Origin of the sequence: Streptomyces sp. NPDC002701 (assembly GCF_042889045.1) — a bacterium.
In the GTDB taxonomy this organism is placed as follows: Bacteria; Actinomycetota; Actinomycetes; order Streptomycetales; family Streptomycetaceae; genus Streptomyces.
Genome location: NZ_JBIAQL010000010.1, coordinates 206,055 through 227,093, shown reverse-complemented (window position 1 = coordinate 227,093; position 21,039 = coordinate 206,055). Strand labels below are relative to the sequence as shown.

Below are 21,039 nucleotides of genomic sequence, written 5' to 3'. Positions count from 1 at the left end.
CCGACGCCGCACCCCCCGAACGGAGCCAACCCTTGAGCATCACCATCCCCGACCTCGTCAGGGTGCGTGCCCGGCACCCGGAGGCCGTGGCCGAAGCGGCCGCCCGCCGCAGCCGGCGTCCCCTCGTCGGCGACAGCGGCCGCCTCATGATCGTGGCCGCCGACCACCCGGCACGCGGCGCGCTCGGCGTCGGCGACCACCGGCTCGCCATGGCCAACCGCGCCGACCTGCTGGAGCGCCTGTGCGTCGCGCTGTCCCGGCCGGGCGTGGACGGGGTGCTCGCCACCGCCGACATCCTGGAGGACCTCCTCCTGCTCGGCGCGCTGGAGGACAAGGTCGTCATGGGCTCCATGAACCGGGGCGGACTGGCGGGCGCCGCCTTCGAGATGGACGACCGCTTCACCGGGTACCGCGCCCAGGACATCGCCCGCCTCGAGTTCGACGCGGGCAAGCTGCTGCTGCGCATCGACTACGGCGACCCCGGCTCGCTGACCACGCTGGAGTCGTCCGCCAGGGCGATCGACGACATGGCCGCGCACCGGCTCCCCGTGTTCGTCGAGCCGTTCATCTCCCGCCGCGTCGAGGGAAAGGTCCGCAGCGACCTCACCGCGGAGGCCGTCACCCGGTCCATCGCCATCGCCTCCGGCCTCGGCGGCACCTCCGCCTACACCTGGCTGAAACTGCCCGTCACCAGCGACCCGGACGACATGGCAGCCACGCTGGAGACCTCCACCCTGCCCGCCGTCCTGCTCGGCGGCGAGGTCGGCAGGGACCAGGAGGGCGCGTACGAGCGGTGGCGGAAGGCCCTGCGGCTGCCCACCGTCCAGGGACTGGTCGTCGGCCGGTCGCTGCTCTACCCCGCCGAGGGCACCGTGGAGACCGCGGTGGACACCGCCGTCGGCCTGCTCTGACCGGAGACCGGAAGGACCACACGTCATGACCAGCGCACACCACCTGCCCGCGGGCAAGGCCGCGAGCGGTCCGTACGCCGTCGATGTCACCCCGGAGAGCGCGGGCTGGAACCACTCCAGCCTCCGCGTCCTCGAACTGCCGCCCGGCGGCACGCACCTGTTCACCGCGGGGGACAGCGAGTGGATCGTCACCTCGCTCGGCGGCGGCTGCACCGTCGCCGTCACCGACGACTACGGCCGTGAGGAGTACGAACTGCACGGCCGCGCGGACGTGTTCAGCGGCGTCAGCGACTTCGTCTACGTGCCCAGGGACGCGACCGCCGCCCTCACCTCCCACGAGGGCGGCCGTTTCGCGCTCACCGGGGCCCGCTGCGACCGCCGCCTGCCGGCCCGCTACGGCCCCGCCGCGTCCGTGCCCGTCGAACTGCGGGGCAGCGGCACCTGTTCCCGCAAGGTGCACAACTTCGGCGCGGCCGGCGTCTTCGAGTGCGACAAACTCATCGCGGTCGAGGTGATCACCCCCGGCGGCAACTGGTCCTCGTACCCGCCGCACAAGCACGACGAGGACCGGCCCGGCGAGGAGTCGCAGCTGGAGGAGATCTACTACTTCGAGATCGCCGACCACGAGGGCACTCCCGGCCTCGGCTACCAGCGGGTCTCACCGTCCGGCAACGGCAGCGGCACGGACGTGCTCGCCGAGGTGCGCGGCGGCGACGTCGTCCTCATCCCGGACGGCTGGCACGGCCCCTCGATCGCCACCCCGGGCCACGACATGTACTACCTCAACGTCATGGCGGGTCCCGGCGCCGAGCGGGCTTGGCTGATCTGCGACCACCCCGACCACGCCTGGATCAGGGAGAGCTGGCAGGACCAGCCGGTCGACCCGCGGCTGACCTGAGCCGCCGCCCCCCTGCCCGTCCCTCCGCCTTCCCGCCGCATCCCCTCCGCATCCGAGTGAGGAACCGATGAACCGCTCCACCCTCCGCCTGACCGTCGCCCAGGCACTGGTGCGTTTCCTGGCCGCGCAGCACACCGAACGCGACGGCGTACGGCACCGGCTGATCGCCGGCACCTGGGGGATCTTCGGCCACGGCAACGTGGCGGGCCTCGGCCAGGCGCTCCTGGAGGCCGGCGAGGAGACCATGCCCTTCCACCAGGGCCGCAACGAACAGGCCATGGTGCACGCCGCCGTCGGTCACGCCCGCCAGCTCGACCGGCTCTCCGCACAGGCCGTCACCACCTCCATCGGCCCCGGCGCCACCAACCTCGTCACCGGCGCGGCCCTGGCCACGATCAACCGGCTGCCCGTGCTGCTCCTGCCCGGCGACTACTTCGCGACCCGCGCCGCCGACCCGCTGCTCCAGCAGCTGGAACACCCCGTCGAGGCCGACCTGTCCGTCAACGACACCCTGCGCCCGGTCTCCCGCTACTTCGACCGGATCACCCGCCCCGAGGCGCTGATCCCGTCCGCTCTGAACGCGATGCGGGTGCTCGCCGACCCCGTCGACACCGGCGCCGTCACCCTCGCCCTGCCGCAGGACGTGCAGACCGAGGCGTACGACTGGCCCGCGGAGTTCTTCGCCGAGCGGGTCTGGCACGTCCGCCGGCCGGCGCCCGAACCGGCCGAGCTGGCCGCCGCGGCACAGGCCGTACGCGGCTCCCGGCGTCCCCTGATCGTCGCGGGCGGCGGCGTCCACCACAGCGAGGCCGAGCAGGCGCTGAAGGCGTTCGTGGACGCCACCGGCATCCCCGTCGCGTCCACCCAGGCCGGCAAGGGCTCCCTGCGCTACGACCACCCGGCGGACGTCGGCGGCATCGGACACACCGGTACCGCCGTCGCCGACGACCTGGCCCGCACCGCCGACCTGGTCATCGGCGTCGGCACCCGCTACTCGGACTTCACCACCGCCTCCGCCACGCTCTTCCAGAACCCGGACGTACGGTTCGTCAACCTCAACGTCGCCGCCTTCGACGCCCACAAGCTCAGCGCGCGGACCCTGGTGGCCGACGCCCGCGCGGGCCTGGAAGCCCTCACCGAGGCGCTCGCCGGGCACCGGGTGGACGAGGCGTACGAGGGCGAGTACCGCGCGGGCAAGGAACGCTGGGAAGCCGTCGTGGACGCCGTCTACCGGGCCGACGACGAGCACGCGGTCCCCACCCAGACCCAGGTCCTCGGAGCCCTGGACGCGGTGGTCGGCGACGAGGACGTGGTCATCAACGCGGCCGGCTCGCTCCCCGGCGACCTGCACAAGCTGTGGCGCGCCCGCAGCCCGCGCCAGTACCACCTGGAGTACGGCTACTCCTGCATGGGTTACGAGATCCCGGCCGGCATCGGCGTCCAGCAGGCCGCCCCCGGCATCCCCGTCTGGTCACTGGTCGGCGACGGCACGTACCTCATGATGCCCACCGAGATCGTCACGGCCGTCCAGGAGGGCCTGCCCGTCAACCTGGTGCTCATCCAGAACCACGGGTACGCCTCCATCGGCGGGCTCTCCGAGTCCGTCGGCGCCGAGCGCTTCGGCACCGCCTACCGCTACCGCGCCCCGGACGGGAGCTTCACCGGCGACCCGCTGCCGGTCGACCTCGCCGCCAATGCCGCCAGCCTCGGCATGGACGTCCTGCGCGCCAAGACCGTGCGCGAACTGCGGGACGCGCTGGCCGCCGCCCGTGTCTCCGACCGGCCGACCTGCGTGTACGTCGAGACCGACCCCACGCCCAGCGCGCCCGGCGCCGAAGCCTGGTGGGACGTACCGGTCGCCGAGGTCGCCTCCCGCGAGGCGGCCACCGCCGCCCGCGCCACGTACGAGGGCCAGGTCGCCGACCGCCGCCGCCACCTCTGACTCCCCGCCCCGACCTCCCACCCACGCAAAGGACCCGTACCGCATGAAGACCATCGACCACTGGATCGGCGGGAAGCCCGTCCAGGGCACCTCCGGCCGCTTCGGACCCGTCTACGACCCGGCCACCGGCGCCCAGGAGAAGCAGGTGCCCTTCGCCTCCGCGGACGAGGTGGACGCCGCCGTCGCCTCCGCGAAGGCCGCCTTCGAGAGCTGGGGCACCGCCTCGCTCGCCAGGCGCACCTCCGTGCTCTTCAAGTACCGCGAACTGCTCGACGCGCACCGCGACGAGCTCGCCGGGCTGATCACCGCCGAGCACGGCAAGGTGCACTCCGACGCGCTCGGCGAGGTCGCCCGGGGCATGGAGATCGTCGAACTCGCCTGCTCGGTCCCGCAGTTGCTGAAGGGCGAGCTGTCCACCCAGGTCTCGAACCAGGTCGACGTGGCCGCCATCCGCCAGCCCCTCGGTGTCGTCGCCGGGATCACGCCGTTCAACTTCCCGGCCATGGTGCCGATGTGGATGTTCCCGCTGGCCGTCGCCTGCGGCAACACCTTCGTCCTCAAGCCGAGCGAGAAGGACCCCTCCGCCTCGCTCCGGCTGGCCGAGCTGGCCTCCGAGGCCGGACTGCCCGACGGCGTGCTCAACGTCGTGCAGGGCGACAAGGTGGCCGTGGACCGCCTCCTGGAGCACCCGGACGTCACCGCCGTCTCGTTCGTCGGCTCCACGCCCATCGCCAAGTACATCCAGCTCAAGGGCATCGAGCACGGCAAGCGCGTGCAGGCCCTCGGCGGCGCCAAGAACCACATGCTGGTGCTGCCCGACGCCGACCTGGACCTCGCCGCCGACCAGGCCATCAACGCGGCGTACGGCTCGGCCGGCGAACGCTGCATGGCCGTCTCGGTCGTCGTCGCGGTCGGCGGCACCGGCGACGAACTGGTCGGGAAGATCGCCGAACGGGCCGCGGCACTGAAGATCGGACCCGGCGACGACCCCGCCAGCGAGATGGGCCCGCTCATCACCCGCGAGCACCGCGACAAGGTGGCCTCGTACGTGGCGGGCGCCGCCGCCCAGGGCGCCGAGGTCGTCGTGGACGGCACCGGCCTCACCGTGCCGGGCCACGAGGACGGCTTCTTCCTCGGTGTCTCGCTCCTCGACAAGGTCCCGGTCACCGCGGACGCGTACCGGGACGAGATATTCGGGCCCGTGCTGTGCGTCGTCCGCACCGACACGTACGAGGAGGCCGTCGCGCTGATCAACAGCTCCCGCTGGGGCAACGGCACCGCGATCTTCACCCGGGACGGCGGCGCCGCCCGCCGCTTCCAGCTGGAGGTCCAGGCCGGCATGGTCGGCGTCAACGTGCCGATCCCCGTCCCGGTCGGCTACCACTCCTTCGGCGGCTGGAAGGACTCGCTCTTCGGCGGCCACCACATCTACGGCAACGACGGCGTCGCCTTCTACACCCGGGGGAAGGTCGTCACCACCCGCTGGCCCGACCCGGCGGACAGCGGCGGCATCAACCTCGGCTTCCCCAGCCACTCCTGACGACGCCATCCGAAGGGAGGGGCTCCCGTGACAGAGACCGACACCGCACGCCCGGCGACCGCCGGGGCCTTCGAGCGCCTGGAGGTCGCCCTGGACCGGGCCAGCCCGATCCCGCTCTACTACCAGCTCGCCCAGCAACTGGAGTCCGCCATCGAGCACGGGGCGCTCGCCCCGGGCGACCTGCTGGGCAACGAGGTGGACATCGCCGCCCGGCTCGGCCTGTCCCGGCCGACCGTCCGCCAGGCCATCCAGTCCCTGGTGGAGAAGGGCCTGCTGGTACGCCGCCGGGGCATCGGCACCCAGGTCGTGCACAGCCAGGTCCGCCGCTCGCTGGAACTGACCAGCCTGTACGACGACCTCGCGGCCGCCGGCCAGAGCCCCGCCACCCGGGTCCTGCGCAACGAGGTCGAGTCGGCCTCGGCCGAGGTCGCCGCGGCCCTCGGCATCCCCGAGGGCCGGGACGTCATCGTGCTCGAACGGCTGCGCTCCACCCACGGCGAACCCATGGCCCACCTCTGCAACTACCTGCCCGCCGCGCTCCTCGCCCTGGAGACCGACAGGCTGGAGGCGACCGGTCTCTACCGGATGATGCGGTCCGCCGGGATCACCCTGCACAGCGCCCACCAGACCGTGGGCGCCCGCAGCGCCACCGCCGAGGAGGGCGGCCTGCTCGACGAACCCGCGGGAGCCGCACTGCTGACCATGCGGCGCACGGCCTTCGACGACACCGGACGGGCCGTGGAGTACGGGACCCACGTCTACCGGGCTTCCCGCTACACCTTCGACTTCCAGCTGCTCGTCCGCCCCTGATCGGATGCGGCCACCGAGCCCGGTGACCGTCCCCGGCGGTAGGTTGAGCCCGTGCGACGCGGGTGCACCGGGCGCCGCGAACGGGAAGACCACTCCCAGGGAGAACCACTCCCGGGAACGGAGAGGGCCGGGTGGCGACGAGCGAGGAGAGCGGTGTGGCGCGTCGGCAGCCCGACATGGCGGACGCCGCTGTGGTGCTGCTGGACGCCCGGGCGACGGTGACCGGCTGGACCGCCGACGCCGAACGGCTGTTCGGTCACCGTGCGGCCGAGGCCGTCGGACGGGCCGCGGCCGATCTGCTGATGCCCGAGGACGCCGCGCGCCTGCCGGTGCTGGCCGCCCGGTGCGCCAGGGACGGCGGCTGGACCGGACTCCTGGCGGTGCGCCACCGGGACGGACATCCGGTCGTCGCCACCGTACGGGCCGTCGCGGCCGGGGAGGCCGTGGACGGCCCGCCCCGCTGGGTGGTCCTGGCGGCGGACACGGCCGGCACCCCGGGCTGGCGCATGAGCCGCGGAGCGCTGGAGCGGATGGCCGCGCACTCGCCGATCGGCATAGCCATCGTCGACGTCGACCTGCGGTTCGTCTGGTCGAACGCCGCCCTGGAACAGTTCGGCGGCGGACCCGGCCGCGAACGGATCGGCAAACGGCTCGGGGACATCCAGCCCGGCCTGGACGCCGAGGCCCTGGAAGCGGTGATGCGCCAGGTCCTGGAGACCGGCGAGACCGTCGCCGGCTACGAACACGTCGGTACGGTCCGGTCGGCCCCGCACCGGGACAGGGCCCACGCCATGTCCTTCACCCGGCTCGACGACGACGCCGGCACACCGCTCGGCGTGTACTACACGGTCGTGGACATCACCGAGCGCCACCGGGCCCGCGAGCGCCTCACCCTCCTGGACCAGGCGGGCGAGCGCATCGGCCGCACCCTGGACGTCACCCGCACCGCGCAGGAACTGGCCGACGTCGCGGTGCCGGGACTCGCCGACTTCGTCACCGTCGACCTGCTGGAGACCGTCCTCCAGGGCGGTGAGCTCGCTCCGGGCCCGACCGGCGTGCCGGACGCCGTACCGCTGCGCAGGGCCGGCCACAGGTCGACCGGCGACGGGGTCCCGGAATCCGCGACGGGGATCGGGCAGGTCGCCCGGTACCCGGCCGGCGCGCCCCCGATCACCGCCCTGACCAGCGGCAGGTCCTGGATCGCGGAGCGGCTCGACCCACTGGCCGAGGAGTGGACCGCCGACCTGATGAACGGCGGGGCCGCCACCGTCCCCGACCTCGGACTGCACACCGCGATGATCGTGCCGGTGCGGGCCCGCGGCACGACGCTCGGCATCACCGCGTTCTTCCGGGGCCGCCGCAAGGACCCCTTCGACGGGGACGACCTGGCGCTGGCCGAGGAGTTCGTGGCCCGTGCGGCCGTGTGCCTCGACAACGCCCGCCGCTACACCAGGGAGCGTGACGCGGCGCTGGTCCTGCAGCGTCATCTGCTGCCGCACCGGCTCCCCGGACAGGACGCCATGGAGGTCGCCGCCTGCTACCGGCCGGCCGACGAGCTGACGGGCCTCGGCGGGGACTGGTTCGACGTCATCCCGCTGTCGGGCGCACGGGTCGCACTCGTCGTCGGCGACGTGGTCGGGCACGGCATCGAGGCCGCGGCCAGCATGGGCCGGCTCCGGGCCGCCGTCCAGACCCTCGCCGACCTGGATCTGCCGCCCGAGGAGGTGCTGGCCCACCTGGACGACCTCGTCGACCGGGCCGGCCACGAGGACGACCCCGGGGCGTCGCCCGGCCCCGACGGCGTACGGGCGAAGGGCGCCAGCTGCCTCTACGCGGTGTACGACCCGGTCGGCGGCCGGTGCTCCATGGCCGCCGCGGGGTACCGCCTGCCCGCCGTCGTCACACCGGACGGCACGGTGGACTTCCCCGAACTGCCGCCCGGTCCCGAGCTCGGCGTCGGCGGCCCGCCCTTCGAGTCGGTCGAACTGCGGCTCGCCGAGGGCAGCGTGCTCGCCCTCTACACCAACGGCCTGCTCGCCGCGGACGGCACCGCCGGTCCGCGGGACGCGGCGGCCGACCGGGAGCGGCTGCGGCGCGTGCTCGAAGGGCCGGCGGCCGGCTCCGTCGCCGGCGGCTCCGGCGCGGCCGGGCTCGACGACCGCTGCCTGGCCGTGGTCGACGCCCTGGTCCCGGCCCGCCCGCCGGACGACGTGGTGCTGCTGCTGGCCCGCGCCCGCCGTCTGCCGGCCGACCGGATGGTGTCCTGGGAACTGCCCAGCGACCCGGCATCGGTGGCGGAGGTCCGCAAGCGGACCTCGCGGCAGCTGTGCGAGTGGGGTCTCGACGAGCTGACCTTCACGACGGAACTCGTCGTGAGCGAGCTCGTCACCAACGCGATCCGGCACGCCTCGGGACCGATCAGACTCCGCCTGATCATGTCCAGGACCCTGGTCTGCGAGGTCTGGGACGCCAGCCCGACGGCCCCGCACCTGCGCCACCCGAAGACGACGGACGAGGGCGGCCGCGGCCTCTTCCTGATCTCCCGCTGCACCCAGCGCTGGGGCACCCGCTACACCCAGGACGGCAAGATCATCTGGACGGAACAGTCCCTGACGGCCCCTTCGGTCTGACCGGCCGCCCGGGACGGCCGCAGGGTCCGGTGCGGCGGACCGGCGGGGGCTCTCGCTCCGGCGCCGGTGTTGCATTCCCGGTCCGCCGGTGGTGCCTGCCGGAGTGTCCCGGCACCTTTGCCGCATAGTGCCCTCCGGAGGGCGAACCAGGACGGCCGCCCGCGCGCCCCGCGGTTCACCTCCTCGTGCCCGCACCCAACGAGGAGTGACGCCTCATGTCCGACACCGTGTCCCGGCGATCCGTCCTGCGCCTGCTGGGCGGCGCGACCGCCGTCGCCTTGGCCGCGACCACCGCCACCCCCGCACCCGCCCGGGCGGCCGCGCGCCGACCGGCCGCCGGCCCCCGCGTGGAGGGACTCCTCACCCGGCTCACCCTCGACGAGAAGATCTCCCTGCTGCACGGCGCCACCGACCCGCGCTCCCTCGGCCAGGCCGGCTACGTCCCCGGCGTGGCACGGCTCGGCATCCCGCCCCTGCGCCTCGCCGACGGCCCCGCGGGAGTCCGGGTGCGGCAGCACGCCACCGCCCTCCCCGCCCCCGTCCTGCTCGCCTCCGCCTTCGACCCGGGCCTCGCCCGCCGCTACGGCCGCGTCATCGGCCGGGAGGGCCGCGCCCTCGGCCAGGACGTCCTGCTCTCCCCGATGGTCAACCTCGTCCGCACCCCCTATGCGGGCCGCAACTTCGAGACCTTCAGCGAGGACCCGCTGCTCTCCGCCGACCTCGTCGCCGAGGAGATCAAGGGCATCCAGGGCGAGGGCCTCATCGCGACCGTCAAGCACTACGCGATGAACAACCAGGAGAAGGACCGCGAGACCGTCGACGTCCGGGTCGACGAGCAGACCCTCAACGAGGTCGAACTGCGCGGCTTCGAGGCAGCCGTCGCCGCCGGGGCCCGCGCGGCCATGGGCGCCTACAACAAGGTCAACGGCACCTACGCCTGCGAGAACAAGGAACTCCTCACCGGCATCCTCCGCGACCGCTGGGGGTTCGAGGGCTGGGTGATGACCGACTGGTACGCGGCCCACAGCACCGTCGCCTCGATCACCGCCGGCCTCGACATGGAGATGCCGAACGGCAAGTACTTCGGAGCCGCCCTCAGGACGGCCGTCCAGGACGGGAGCGTCGCCGAGGAGTACGTCGACCGGTCCGTACGCCGGATCCTCACCGCGATGGACGACTTCGGCCTGCTGGACGGCAGCGCCCCGCCCCGCCCGCGCCGGGACGCGGCGGCGGGCGCGGCCGTCGCCCTGGAGGTCGCGAAGGCCGGCGCGACCCTGCTGCGCAACACGAACGGCACCCTGCCCCTCAGCGGCAAAGCCGCCCGCAGCATCGCCGTCGTCGGCCCCACCGGCTCCGTCCCGTTCGTCAGCGGCGGCGGCAGCGCCCATGTCGTCCCCGACCGGGCCGACAGCCCGCTGGAGGCCATCAGGGCGCGCGCGGGACAGGGCGCCCGGGTGTCGTACGCGCTCGGCGAGGACCTCTTCGGCAAACCCCTGCCGAAGGGCGCCCTCTCGGCGGGCATCACCCCCGAAGGCCAGCGCATCGCGGCCGGCGAGACCTGGACCTACGACGGCACGCTCACCGTCGGCCAGGACGACGAGTGGACCTTCGTCATCCACTACTCCGGTACGCGGCCCAAGGTGCTCCTGGACGGGACCGAGCTCTTCCCGGTGGCGGCCGGGCTCGCCGAGCAGTTCGCCGGCGGACTGGTGTCGGCCGCGCCCGACGGCCTCACGGTCCGGCGCGGCACGCTGGACCTCGCCGCCGGTGAGCACCGCGTCGAGATCGTCGGGAAGGGCGGCGCCGCCGGGCAGACGTTCCGTCTGCGGCACGTCACCGGCGCGACCCGCGCCCAGGACGTGGCCGAGGCGGTCCGGGCCGCGCGTGCCGCGCACAGCGTCGTCCTCTTCGCCTACGAGGACGCCACCGAGAACCAGGACCGCACGACGCTCGCGCTCCCCGGCCACCAGCCCCGGCTGATCGAGGCGGTGACGGCGGCGAACCCGCGGACGACCGTCGTCCTCAACACCTCGTCCTCGACCGCGATGCCGTGGCTGGAGCGCACGGCCGCCGTGCTGCAGATGTACTACCCGGGCCAGGAGGGCGCGACGGCCACCGCCGCCGTCCTGTTCGGAGACTGCGACCCCGGTGGACGGCTCACCCAGTCCTTCCCGGCCGACGACGACCACCATCCGGTCGCGGGTGAACCGCGCCGCTATCCGGGGGTGAGCGGCGTCGAGGAGTACTCGGAAGGGATCCACGCCGGATACCGCTGGTACGACGCCAAGGGCGTGGAGCCGCTGTTCCCGTTCGGGTACGGACTCTCGTACACCTCCTTCGCGTACGAGGATCTCGCCGTGCGGCGGACCGCCACCGGCCTCGACGTGACCTTCACCGTGCGGAACACGGGCCGGCGGGACGGCATCGACGTCCCGCAGGTCTACGTCGGCCCCTCGCCCGACCTCCGGGTCGACCGGGCGGTACGGGTGCTGAGCGGCTACCGGCGGCTCGCGCTGAAGGCGGGGGAGTCGCGCCCGGTCACCGTCCGCGTCGACGAACGCACCCTCTCCTCGTGGGACCAGGACCGGCACGGCTGGGCGCTCGGCACCGGGCGGCGGACCGTGTGGGTCGGCGCCTCGTCGCGAGACCTGCGGCTGCGTACGGCGGTCGAGGTGTGAGCGGCCGACGGGTCCCCGTGCCGGGGAAATGACCAGGTAGGCTGCCCGGCGTGCGCGCGACCGGGCGCACGCCGGGCCCGGCCCGGACCGCGGTGGACCGGAAGGAACAGGCGTTGCACGTCCAGGAATGGCTGGAGACCGTGCCTGCGGTCAGCATCTACGCGCTGGTGGCTCTCGTCATCGGCCTGGAGAGCCTGGGCATCCCGCTGCCCGGCGAGATCATCCTCGTCTCCTCGGCGCTGCTCGCCTCCCAGCACGGCGACATCGATCCCGTCGTCCTCGGCGTCTGCGCGACCGCCGGCGCGATCATCGGGGACTCCATCGGCTACGCCATCGGCCGCAAGGGCGGACGCCCGCTGCTGGCCCGGCTCGGCGCGAGATTCCCCAGGCACTTCAGCGAGGGCCACATCGCCGCCGCCGAGCGGTCCTTCGAGAAGTGGGGCATGTGGGCCGTCTTCTTCGGCCGCTTCGTCGCCCTCCTGCGCATCTTCGCGGGCCCGCTCGCGGGCGTCCTGCGCATGCCCTACTGGAAGTTCCTGACGGCCAACGTCCTCGGCGGCATCCTCTGGGCGGGCGGCACCACCGCGGTCATCTACTACGTGGGCGTGGTCGCCGAGTCCTGGCTCAAGCGCTTCTCCTGGCTCGGCCTGGTCCTCGCCGTCCTCATCGGCCTCACCTCGATGCTGGTCCTCAGGCGCAAGGCGAAGAACATGGCACCGGAGCGGGAACCGGTCCCGGCGACCGACTGACCCGTCGCCCTAGCCCCGGTTGGCGTCCCGGTGGGCCTTCGCCAGCTCCGCGTACAGCACCCCGTTGAGCGAGATCCCCTCCCGCTCCTCGGCGCCGAGTTCCCGCCGGACCTTCGCCGGCACTCCGGCCACGAGCACCCCCGGAGGGACCCGCATCCCCTGCGGCACCAGGGCCTGCGCCGCGACGAGCGACCCCGCCCCGATCACCGCGCCGTTGAGGATCGTCGCGCCCATCCCCACCAGGCAGTCGTCCTCGACGGTCGCCCCGTGCACCACCGCGTTGTGCCCGATGGACACCCGCTCGCCTACCGTGACCGGGAAGCCGGGGTCGACATGCAGCGTGCAGTTGTCCTGCACGTTGCTGTCCGCGCCGATGACGATCGGACCGGCGTCCGCGCGCAGCACCGCGCCGTACCAGACGCTCGCGCCCGGTCGCAGGGTGACCTCGCCGATCACCACCGACGTGGGCGCGGTGAACGCCTCCGGGGCGATCTGCGGATCCTTGCCGCCGATCCCCATGACCAGCGCCTCGTGCGTCATTGCCGTCTCCTCCTGCTCGTCGGTACCGGCACCGTATAGGGGCGGGGCCGCCGCCGGGTGGGGCGAAGATCACAGCCTTCCGAGCTCTTGGGCGGACGTGACGCTGAGTACGGTGAGCGGGTGCCCAAGAGTAGGAACACGTTCTCGTCCCGGCGGCGCCGCCTCGTCCAGCGGGCCGTCCACGCGGGCTGGGCCTGGGTACAGCGGACGGGCGCGGTGACCGCCGAGCGGCCCGGACGGCTGCGGTTCGGCGCGATGGGCACGGGGACCCGGCTCGCCTTCCCGCAGGGCACGGTCTTCGGTGAACCGTGGATCCACCTCGGCGACCACTGCGTCATCGCCGAACAGGTCACCCTGACCGCCGGGCTGATGCCCGACCTCGACCTCGGGCCCGAGCCCATACTGCGCATCGGGAACGGCGTCGTCCTCGGTCGCGGCAGCCACGTCATCGCCGACACGACGGTCACGATCGGCAGCGACTGCTACTTCGGGCCGTACGTGTACGTGACGTCCACCAACCACTCGTACGACGATCCGCAGGAGCCCATCGGCAAACAGTGGCCGCGGATGGAGCCGGTGGAGATCGGTCCCGGCTGCTGGATCGGCACGGGCGCGGTGATCCTGCCGGGGACCCGGATCGGGCGGAACGTCGTGGTGGCGGCCGGCGCGGTGGTACGCGGCGCCGTGCCCGACCACGCCGTGGTGGCCGGCGCGCCGGCCCGCGTCGTACGCCGCTGGACCCCGGCCGACGGCTGGCAGCCACCGCTCAGGACCCCCGCACCGACCCCCATCCCCGACGGCGTCACCCCCGAACAACTGCTAGCCCTCTCCGAACTGGACCCAGAATCCCTCAAGTCCCTGAGCCTCACAGAGGACATACGCGCCCAACCCTGACGAGGGACCCCCCTCCAGAGCCGCGCAGCCCGCCCTTCCAGGGCCGCGCAGTCGCTTTTAGGGGCGCGGGGAACTGCGCGCCAAGCTACAACGCACCCGCACCCAACAGACGGGGGCGCAGCCCGCCCCTTCAGGGCCGCGGGGAACGGCGCGCCAAGCCACGACGCACCCGCACGAGACACACCACCACAGCCACCCCGACTCCGGGCCCGGCCCGTGGCCCCCAGCAGGGGGTCACGGGCCAGGGCCCAGACATCACCCCGTGGCAAGCAGCACCGTACCCACCAGCGCAAGCCCCGCCCCCGCAGCCTGCACCCCCCGCAACCGCTCCCCGAGAACCCCACGCGCCGCCAGAGCCGTGACCACCGGATACAGCGAGGCGAGAACGGCGGCCACGGCGACCGGCCCCCGCTGAGCGGCCAGCGAGTACGTGCCGTTGGCGGCGACATCGGCGAGGCCCACGAACGCGAAGGCCGGCAGCGACCCCCAGGCGACCTTCGGGGCAGGAACGCGACCGCGCCGGACGGCCACGCACAGGGCGATGCCGCCCGTGAGGAGGTTGGTGACGCGCTGGACGAACAGCGCCAGGAAGAGGCCGGTGAGCGTCGAGGACGCCTCGGCGATCAGCGTCATCACCGCGCCGAAGCCGAACGCCGCGAGCAGGGTCAGCAGGACGGCCTGCCGCTGTACGGGCGCGCCCCGCAACTGCGGGCCGCCCGCCAGCACGACTCCCGCGACGGCGACCGCGATCCCGGCGAACTGCACAGGTCCGGGGCGCTCCCCGAGGGCGAGCCCGATCCCGACGGGCACGGCCACCCCGAGGGAAGCGAGCGGCGAGACGACGCCCATCGGGCCGAGTGCCAGCGCCTTGTAGAACGCCAGCATCGCGACGGGCCCGACGACGCCGGCCGCCACCGCGAACCACAACCGCGGGCCCGTCTCGCTCCAGGCACCCGTGACGAGGACGATCGCGCCCAGCACGAGGGCGGCGATCGACTGCGAGACGACCACCACCGTCAGCGCCGGGGTCCGCCGGGTCAGCAGACCGCCGCCGAAGTCGGCCAGCCCCCACAGGAGGCTGGTGGCCAGGGCGAACAGTGCTGTCATCAGATACCTCGCAGTACAGTTCGGTGGACCCGGGTGAACCTGGGCGAACCCTCGGCGTAGTTCAGTCAAATGAACTCTATCATTCAGAATATTGGACGGAATGTGTCGGACCTCGACCTGCTGACCCAGTCACTGGCGCGCAACGTCAAGCGCTGGCGGACCGAGCGGGGCTTCACCCTGGACGCCCTCGCCGCCCGTGCCGGGGTCAGCCGCGGCATGCTCATCCAGATCGAGCAGGCCAGGACCAACCCCAGCCTCGGTACCGTCGTCAAGATCGGCGACGCGCTCGGCATCAGCATCACCACCCTGCTCGACTACGAACAGGGCCCCAAGGTCCGCATCGTCCCGCCCGAGCAGGCCGTACGGCTCTGGCACACCGACGCCGGCAGCTACAACCGGCTCCTCGCGGGCACCGAGGCACCCGGCCCCCTGGAGATGTGGGACTGGCGGCTGATGCCGGGGGAGGGCAGCCTCTCGGACCCGCACCCCACGGGCACGGTCGAGCTCATCCACGTCACCAGGGGCGAGCTGGCGCTGACCGTCGACGGCGTGGAGTATCGCGTCCCGGCGGGTTCGAGCGCCTCCTTCGAGGCCAACACGCCCCACACGTACGCCAACGCCGGTGACGTACCCGTGGAGATGGTCATGGCCGTGTCGGTCCCCGGCGTGCACTGAACCTCTCGGCGAGGACCGCCGGCGCGGCTGTTAGCGTGCGGCCATGCGCGCACCCATCGGAGACTTCGACGACGCCACGCCCGCTCCCGAACGCCTCGACATGCTGCCCGGCCCGGTCGCCGACGCCGTACGCGACTGGCGCGGCAGCGTCCCCGCCGAACGGATCGTGTACGTCGACACCGAGCCGGAGTGGGCCGACACCGCCACCTTCCTGGAGCACTACGGTCCGGAACTCCTCGGGCGGTCCGCGAACTGCGTGGTCGTCGCGGGCAGGCGCGGCGGTGAGACCACCCTCGCCGCGTGCGTGGTGCTGTCCGCCACCCGGGTCGACGTGAACGGCGTGGTCCGGCGCCAACTCGGCGCGCGCAAGGCGTCGTTCGCGTCGACGGACACCGCGACCGGCGAGACCGGCATGGAGTACGGCGGCATCACCCCGCTCGGGCTGCCGGCGGCGTGGCCGGTGCTGGTGGACCCGGCCGTCGTCGACCTGCCGTACGTCCTGGTGGGCAGCGGACGGCGGCGCGGCAAGCTGCTCGTCCCGGGGAAGCTCTTCGCGGAGCTGCCGAACGCCGTCGTGCTGGACGGGCTCGGGGTGGCCTGACCGCCGGGCCGGCGTCCACGACCCGGCGGAACACCTCCGGCGGGCGGGCTCGTCAACACGCGATGCGGGCCGCCGGGTGATCTGTCCGCCGGGGGGCGGGCACCCGCGGCGGCTTGTTTGGGGTGGGGCCACTGGGTACTCGGCGCGTGGACCCCAGCCTGCCTCCGGGCGCGCGAGGCGTGGGCGGGGGATGCTGAGGGCAGACGGAACCACGGCCCGGCGAGCGCTCTCGACGCTGTCGGGCGTCCGCCTGCGCCCCTCGGTACGACTCAGGAACGGTACTGCCATGAACAGCGACGCAAGAGTCCGCAGCGACGTCGTCTCCAGCCACTCGGTGGCCGGCGCTCCGTGCTGGGTCAGCCTCACGGCCCGCGACCAGCAGACCGCCGAGGACTTCTACCAGGCGGTGCTCGGCTGGCGCTTCCGTACGGCCTCGCTGATGGACCGCTTCCGGATCGCCTACGCGGACGGCGTGCCGGTCGCGGGCATCGCGGCCGTGGCCTCGATGTGGCAGATGGCGGTCGCCTGGACCCCGTACTTCGCCGTCGACAGCGCCGACAAGGCGGTGGCCCGCGGCCAGGAGCGGGGCGGGACGACGGCGGTCGGACCCATCGGCTTCCCGCCCGGCCGGGCGGCCCTGCTCGCGGACCGCGACGGAGCCGTCTTCGGCATCTGGGAGGGCCAGCTCGTCGTCGGCTGGGAGACCTGGCGGCGGGCCGCCCCCGCCTTCCTGCGGCTGCACACCCGCAACGCCTTCGACGCCGCCATGTTCTACGGCGAGGTGCTGGAGTGGGCGACCTCGCGGCCCGGCTGCTGCGAGGTGCACTACGACGGGGACGAGGTGGTCCTGCGCAGCGAGGGCGAGGTGGTGGCCCGTATCCACTCGGGCGCGGTGGAAGCGGCCCCCGACCCCACGATCCGGCCCCACTGGCAGGTCCACTTCGCGGTCACCGACGTGGACGCCTGCGTCCGCGCCGCGCTGGCGCACGGAGGCACGGTGCGGGACGGGGCGTCCGACACGGAGGCGGTGCTGCGCGATCCCGACGGGGCGCAGTTCACGGTGACGTCGAAGCCCCAGTCGTGAGGCGGTCCGCCGAGCCACGACCGCGGGCCGTGACGCGTTTCGTCACCACGTCACCGGAACACACCCCTCCGGCGCAAAGAAGACTTTTTATGACCGGAAATGATTGACAGGCGGCACGGATAGCTGCGAATCGCACGAAACCCCTTGCTTCCGCTGTGTCGCGGCCCGTACATCTGTCCCCGCACAGTCGGATTCCGGGGGGATGTTGGCATATGCAAGGTACGGTCGACGGATTTAGTTATGGCACGGTCACCCCGGTCACGGCCTATGTCATGGCCTGTCTGGGAGCCGCGCTGGGCCTGCGTTGCATCACCCGGTCACTGCGCGACGACGACGACACCTCGTGGAAGCCCGGCTGGCTCGCTCTCGGAGCGGCGTCGATCGGCTGCGGCATCTGGACGATGCACTTCATCGCCATGATCGGGTTCCAGGTCGAGGAGAGCCGCATCCGCTACGACGTCGGCCTGACGATCCTCAGCCTCGCGGTGGCCGTCGTCGTGGTCGGTCTCGGGGTGTTCGCCGTCGGATACCGCGGCGCGGGGACGACGACCCTGCTCGTCGCCGGCACCTTCACCGGCCTCGGGGTCGCCGGCATGCACTACATAGGCATGGCCGCCATCCGGCTCAACGGCAGCCTGCGGTACGACGTCCCCACCGTCGCGCTCTCCGTCGTGATCGCCCTCGTCGCCGCCACCGCCGCGCTCTGGGCGGCGGTGGCGATCCGCGGCTTCCTCACCAGCCTGGGCGCGAGCCTCGTCATGGGCGTCGCCGTGTCCGGCATGCACTACACGGGCATGGCGGCCGTCAGTGTCCACCTGCACGGCGCGTCCGGCGGACCGGGGGCGGGCGGATCCGCCCACTCGCTCCTGCTGCCGATGCTCACCGGACCGGTCCTGTTCCTGCTGCTGGCCGGCGTGGTCGTGATGTTCGACCCGATGCTCGTCCTCGGGGAAGGCGACTGGAACCGGACCACGGCCCGCCGCCGGGCACCCGGCCGGCAGCAGGACCCGCCCGCCTGGTCCGGCTCGGCGTTCGAGCCACCGCCGAGGACGGGCCGCCGCGGGTACGAACCGGGGGCGCCCACTCGACGCAACGGGTGAGCCGGGCCGCCCATCAAGGGCACCGGTTCAGCCCAGGCGGGGGATCTCGATCGCCGGGCAGCGGTCCATGACCATGTCGAGGCCGGCCGCGCGGGTGCGCTCGTAGGCGGCCTCGTCGATCACACCGAGCTGGTACCAGACGGCCTTGGCGCCGATGGCGACGGCCTCGTCGGCGACGGAGCCCGCCAGGTCGCTGTTGACGAACACGTCGACGACGTCGACCGCGAAGGGGATGTCCTCCAGTGAGGCGTACCCCTGCTCCCCGTGGACCGTCTCGGCCTTCGGGTGGACCGGGACGACGCGCTTGCCGTAGCGCTTGAGCACGGCCGCGACGCCGTACGCGGCACGCCCTTCGTTCGACGACAGGCCCACGACGGCCCAGGTGTCGCCGAGTTCGGTGAGGATCTTGCGGACCGTTGCCGGATCGCCGTACACGGTGGGCCTCCTGGAATGCGGACACTGATGCTGACGCGGGTGCGGTCTGCTGCGCGGCACAACAGCGGATGCCGTCCGGTGATTCCCGGCGACACCGGGGAACGCGCCGAAGCCGCGGCGCACGCCGAGGGGCCGGCCGGCGGGCCGCCGTCACGCCCGACGGCTCCGGCGGGCGGCCGCACGCGCGTTTCCTCGGTACCGTGCGCCGCCCCGTGCCCCACGTCTCCGCGAACGCGTGTCCGCAATGATGTCCGCCTCCCTGCGCACGGCCCCTCGCCCGCCTACGCTCAGCCCGTGCTGCGTATCACCGACGCCCGAACCGGCGACTCCGTCACCGCCACCCCCGCCCGCCGGGGCCTGACCCGCGTCCAGGCCCATGTGCCGCGCCCCGACACCACCGGCCTGCGGGTCCTCCTGATCGCCGATGTCCTCGTCCGGGCCCTGGAGATCGGCGGGACCCCCGTCTGGACCGTCCTGACCGGCACGGAGCGACGCGCGGAACTCCGGGCCCGGGCCGCCGCCCTCGGCATCCGGCCCTTCGAGGACGAAGGGGACAGCGGCCCTGGCCTCGGCGAGGCCCAGGTGCTGCATGTACTGGGCCGTGCGGATGCGCGGCCGGCGACGGACGACCCGTCGAGCGGCGAGGTGACGAGCGGCGACGTGACGGGCGACGAGGCGGCGGGCGGTGGGGTGACCGGCGGCCTGCGCCTTGAGGTCGCCCCCGCCGGCCTCGACAGCGGCGTCGCCGAGGACGACCAGAGCGCCACCGCCCTGCGCCTCGCACTGCTCGCACGCCCCCGCGGCGAGACCCTGCGGCTGGGCGCGGCCGACCTCGCGGCGGCCGAGGACCAGTTGGCACGCTGGCGGGGCGCCGTCGCCACCTGGGCCACCCGGCCCTCCGGTCCCATCCCCGATCCCGTACGGGACCAGCTCCGCGCCGCCTGGGAGGACGACCTGGACGTGCCCGCCGTACTCGGCGTGCTGCGGAAGGTGGAGACGTCGGGGACCGTCCCGGACGGGGCCCGCTTCGAGACGTACGCCTACGCGGACCGGCTCCTCGGTCTCGAACTGACCCGGGACATCGGCCGCGGGGTCCCGGCGTGATCGCGCGCGCCGGACGGGGCCCGCTGCGCCGGCTCGTGGTGCTGCGGCACGCCAAGTCCGCCTGGCCGGACGGTGTCCCCGACCACGAGCGGCCGCTCGCACCGCGCGGCCGCCGGGACGCCCCGGCCGCCGGATGCGCCCTCGCCGCGGCCGACTGCCTGCCGGACCACGCGCTCTGCTCCACCGCCGTACGCGCCCGGCAGACCTGGGAACTGGCGGCGGCCGAATGGGGCACACCTCCTCCGGTACGCCAGGACGCACGGCTGTACGCGGCGGACGTGCCCACGTTGCTCGAAGCGACGCGCGAGGCTCCCGCCGAGGCCGAGACCCTGCTGCTGATCGGCCACAACCCGGGCCTGGAAGAGCTGGTCCTCACGCTCGCCGGGGACAGCCTCGACGACGCGCTGGACGACGTCCGCACGAAGTTCCCCACCTCGGCCGTCGCGATCCTCGCCTGGCACGGCAGCAGCTGGGCCTCCCTCGGCCCGGGCACCGCGCTGCTCACGGACATGATCGTGCCGCGCGGCAAGAAGCAGCACGACGGGCGATGACCGGTCCGCGCGGGACCAACCGGGGCGCCGTGCGGCTCCGGCGGCCGGTGGTCGCACGCGCGCGTACGGCACGCATACGCTGGCCCGATGCAGGACGAGTACCGCACCGTGGCCCGCGCAGGCGTCCATGAGACCGAGGTCAACCGCTCACGCTTCCGCTGCGCGCTGGCGCCGGCCGCCACCGAGCGGGAGGCCCAGGACTTCGTCGCGGCCGTCCGCAAGGAGCACGCGGACGCGACACACAACTGCTTCGCGTACGTCATCGGCGCCGACGCCGCCGTCCAGCGGGCGAGCGACGACGGTGAACCGGGCGGCACCGCGGGCGTCCCGATGCTCCAGATGCTGCTGCGCCGCGACATGCGGTACGTCGTCGCCGTCGTCACCCGCTACTACGGAGGCGTGAAACTCGGCGCGGGCGGACTCATCCGGGCCTACGGAGGCGCGGTCGGAGAGGCCCTGGACACCCTCGGCACGCTCACGCGCAGACGCTTCCGCCTCGCGACCGTGACCGTCGACCACCAGCGGGCGGGCAAGCTGCAGAACGACCTGAGGTCGACCGGCCGCGAGGTACGTGACGTGCGCTACGGAGAAGCCGTCACCATCGAGATCGGCCTGCCGGACGCCGACGTGGCGGCGTTCCGCGACTGGCTGGCCGACAGCACGGCGGGGACAGCGGGGTTCGAACCGGGCGGAGAGGCGTACGGGGACGCTTAGGCGTACGGGGATGCATAGGCCGCGGATCGGGCCGATACGGGAGTAGCCGCCCGTGATGTCCGACCCGGCCGTTAGT

The 21,039-nt window shown here is 73.4% G+C and carries 19 protein-coding genes; 16 read left to right on the top strand and 3 right to left on the bottom strand.

Annotated elements, in window-relative coordinates; translation table 11 throughout:
- Positions 1-32: 32 nt before the first annotated feature.
- From ACFYXC_RS25760 to ACFYXC_RS25725, 8 genes are all read left to right on the top strand, one after another.
- The gene (locus tag ACFYXC_RS25760) at positions 33-911 is read left to right on the top strand and encodes a deoxyribose-phosphate aldolase (RefSeq protein WP_388920167.1); all 879 of its coding nucleotides are present in this window, start codon (positions 33-35) and stop codon (positions 909-911) included.
- A gap of 25 nt (positions 912-936) precedes the next feature.
- Positions 937-1,809 (top strand): 5-deoxy-glucuronate isomerase, encoded by an 873-nt coding sequence (gene iolB / locus ACFYXC_RS25755; RefSeq protein ID WP_388920164.1) that lies wholly within the window; start codon positions 937-939, stop codon positions 1,807-1,809.
- Positions 1,810-1,876: 67 nt separating this feature from the next.
- On the top strand, positions 1,877-3,751 hold the full coding sequence (gene iolD / locus ACFYXC_RS25750) for a 3D-(3,5/4)-trihydroxycyclohexane-1,2-dione acylhydrolase (decyclizing) (RefSeq protein WP_389554209.1): 1,875 nt from the start codon (positions 1,877-1,879) through the stop codon (positions 3,749-3,751).
- 43 nt (positions 3,752-3,794) lie between these two features.
- Positions 3,795-5,291 carry a CoA-acylating methylmalonate-semialdehyde dehydrogenase gene (locus ACFYXC_RS25745; RefSeq protein ID WP_389554208.1) on the top strand — a complete coding sequence of 499 codons (1,497 nt, stop codon included), beginning with the start codon at positions 3,795-3,797 and terminating at the stop codon, positions 5,289-5,291.
- Between the two features lie 27 nt (positions 5,292-5,318).
- Positions 5,319-6,101 carry a GntR family transcriptional regulator gene (locus ACFYXC_RS25740; protein ID WP_389554207.1) on the top strand — a complete coding sequence of 261 codons (783 nt, stop codon included), beginning with the start codon at positions 5,319-5,321 and terminating at the stop codon, positions 6,099-6,101.
- Between the two features lie 131 nt (positions 6,102-6,232).
- Positions 6,233-8,731 carry a SpoIIE family protein phosphatase gene (locus ACFYXC_RS25735; protein WP_389554206.1) on the top strand — a complete coding sequence of 833 codons (2,499 nt, stop codon included), beginning with the start codon at positions 6,233-6,235 and terminating at the stop codon, positions 8,729-8,731.
- 215 nt (positions 8,732-8,946) lie between these two features.
- Positions 8,947-11,409 carry a beta-glucosidase gene (locus ACFYXC_RS25730; protein ID WP_388920148.1) on the top strand — a complete coding sequence of 821 codons (2,463 nt, stop codon included), beginning with the start codon at positions 8,947-8,949 and terminating at the stop codon, positions 11,407-11,409.
- A gap of 113 nt (positions 11,410-11,522) precedes the next feature.
- Entirely contained in the window at positions 11,523-12,158 is a 636-nt protein-coding gene (locus ACFYXC_RS25725; RefSeq protein WP_388920369.1) for a DedA family protein, read from the top strand.
- A 9-nt stretch (positions 12,159-12,167) separates the two neighbouring features.
- On the opposite strand, the gene ACFYXC_RS25720 is transcribed toward ACFYXC_RS25725, so the two are convergent.
- A complete protein-coding gene (locus ACFYXC_RS25720) occupies positions 12,168-12,698 on the bottom strand; it encodes a gamma carbonic anhydrase family protein (protein WP_389554205.1) in 531 nt (176 codons plus the stop codon).
- 120 nt (positions 12,699-12,818) lie between these two features.
- On the opposite strand from ACFYXC_RS25720, the gene ACFYXC_RS25715 reads away from it, so the two are divergent.
- Positions 12,819-13,592, top strand: coding sequence for an acyltransferase (locus ACFYXC_RS25715; RefSeq protein ID WP_389554204.1), 774 nt, complete (start codon positions 12,819-12,821; stop codon positions 13,590-13,592).
- A 255-nt stretch (positions 13,593-13,847) separates the two neighbouring features.
- On the opposite strand, the gene ACFYXC_RS25710 is transcribed toward ACFYXC_RS25715, so the two are convergent.
- Positions 13,848-14,699 (bottom strand): EamA family transporter, encoded by an 852-nt coding sequence (locus ACFYXC_RS25710; RefSeq protein WP_389554203.1) that lies wholly within the window; start codon positions 14,697-14,699, stop codon positions 13,848-13,850.
- Positions 14,700-14,768: 69 nt separating this feature from the next.
- On the opposite strand from ACFYXC_RS25710, the gene ACFYXC_RS25705 reads away from it, so the two are divergent.
- From ACFYXC_RS25705 to ACFYXC_RS25690, 4 genes are all read left to right on the top strand, one after another.
- A complete protein-coding gene (locus ACFYXC_RS25705) occupies positions 14,769-15,374 on the top strand; it encodes a helix-turn-helix domain-containing protein (protein WP_389554202.1) in 606 nt (201 codons plus the stop codon).
- A 43-nt stretch (positions 15,375-15,417) separates the two neighbouring features.
- Complete coding sequence (locus ACFYXC_RS25700) at positions 15,418-15,975, top strand: YbaK/EbsC family protein (RefSeq protein WP_388920132.1); 558 nt, start codon at positions 15,418-15,420, stop codon at positions 15,973-15,975.
- A 286-nt stretch (positions 15,976-16,261) separates the two neighbouring features.
- The gene (locus tag ACFYXC_RS25695) at positions 16,262-17,059 is read left to right on the top strand and encodes a VOC family protein (RefSeq protein WP_389554201.1); all 798 of its coding nucleotides are present in this window, start codon (positions 16,262-16,264) and stop codon (positions 17,057-17,059) included.
- 212 nt (positions 17,060-17,271) lie between these two features.
- Entirely contained in the window at positions 17,272-18,159 is an 888-nt protein-coding gene (locus ACFYXC_RS25690; RefSeq protein WP_389554200.1) for an MHYT domain-containing protein, read from the top strand.
- A 27-nt stretch (positions 18,160-18,186) separates the two neighbouring features.
- Here ACFYXC_RS25690 and ACFYXC_RS25685 read toward each other — a convergent pair whose 3' ends face one another.
- Positions 18,187-18,594, bottom strand: coding sequence for a CoA-binding protein (locus ACFYXC_RS25685; protein WP_388920124.1), 408 nt, complete (start codon positions 18,592-18,594; stop codon positions 18,187-18,189).
- Positions 18,595-18,888: 294 nt separating this feature from the next.
- On the opposite strand from ACFYXC_RS25685, the gene ACFYXC_RS25680 reads away from it, so the two are divergent.
- From ACFYXC_RS25680 to ACFYXC_RS25670, 3 genes are all read left to right on the top strand, one after another.
- Entirely contained in the window at positions 18,889-19,698 is an 810-nt protein-coding gene (locus ACFYXC_RS25680) for a hypothetical protein (protein ID WP_389554199.1), read from the top strand.
- Positions 19,695-20,249, top strand: coding sequence for a SixA phosphatase family protein (locus ACFYXC_RS25675; protein WP_389554198.1), 555 nt, complete (start codon positions 19,695-19,697; stop codon positions 20,247-20,249). The genes ACFYXC_RS25680 and ACFYXC_RS25675 overlap by 4 nt, the downstream gene beginning before the upstream one ends.
- A gap of 87 nt (positions 20,250-20,336) precedes the next feature.
- Positions 20,337-20,963, top strand: a complete 627-nt coding sequence (locus ACFYXC_RS25670) for a YigZ family protein (protein WP_388920115.1) — start codon at positions 20,337-20,339, stop codon at positions 20,961-20,963.
- Positions 20,964-21,039 lie beyond the last annotated feature (76 nt).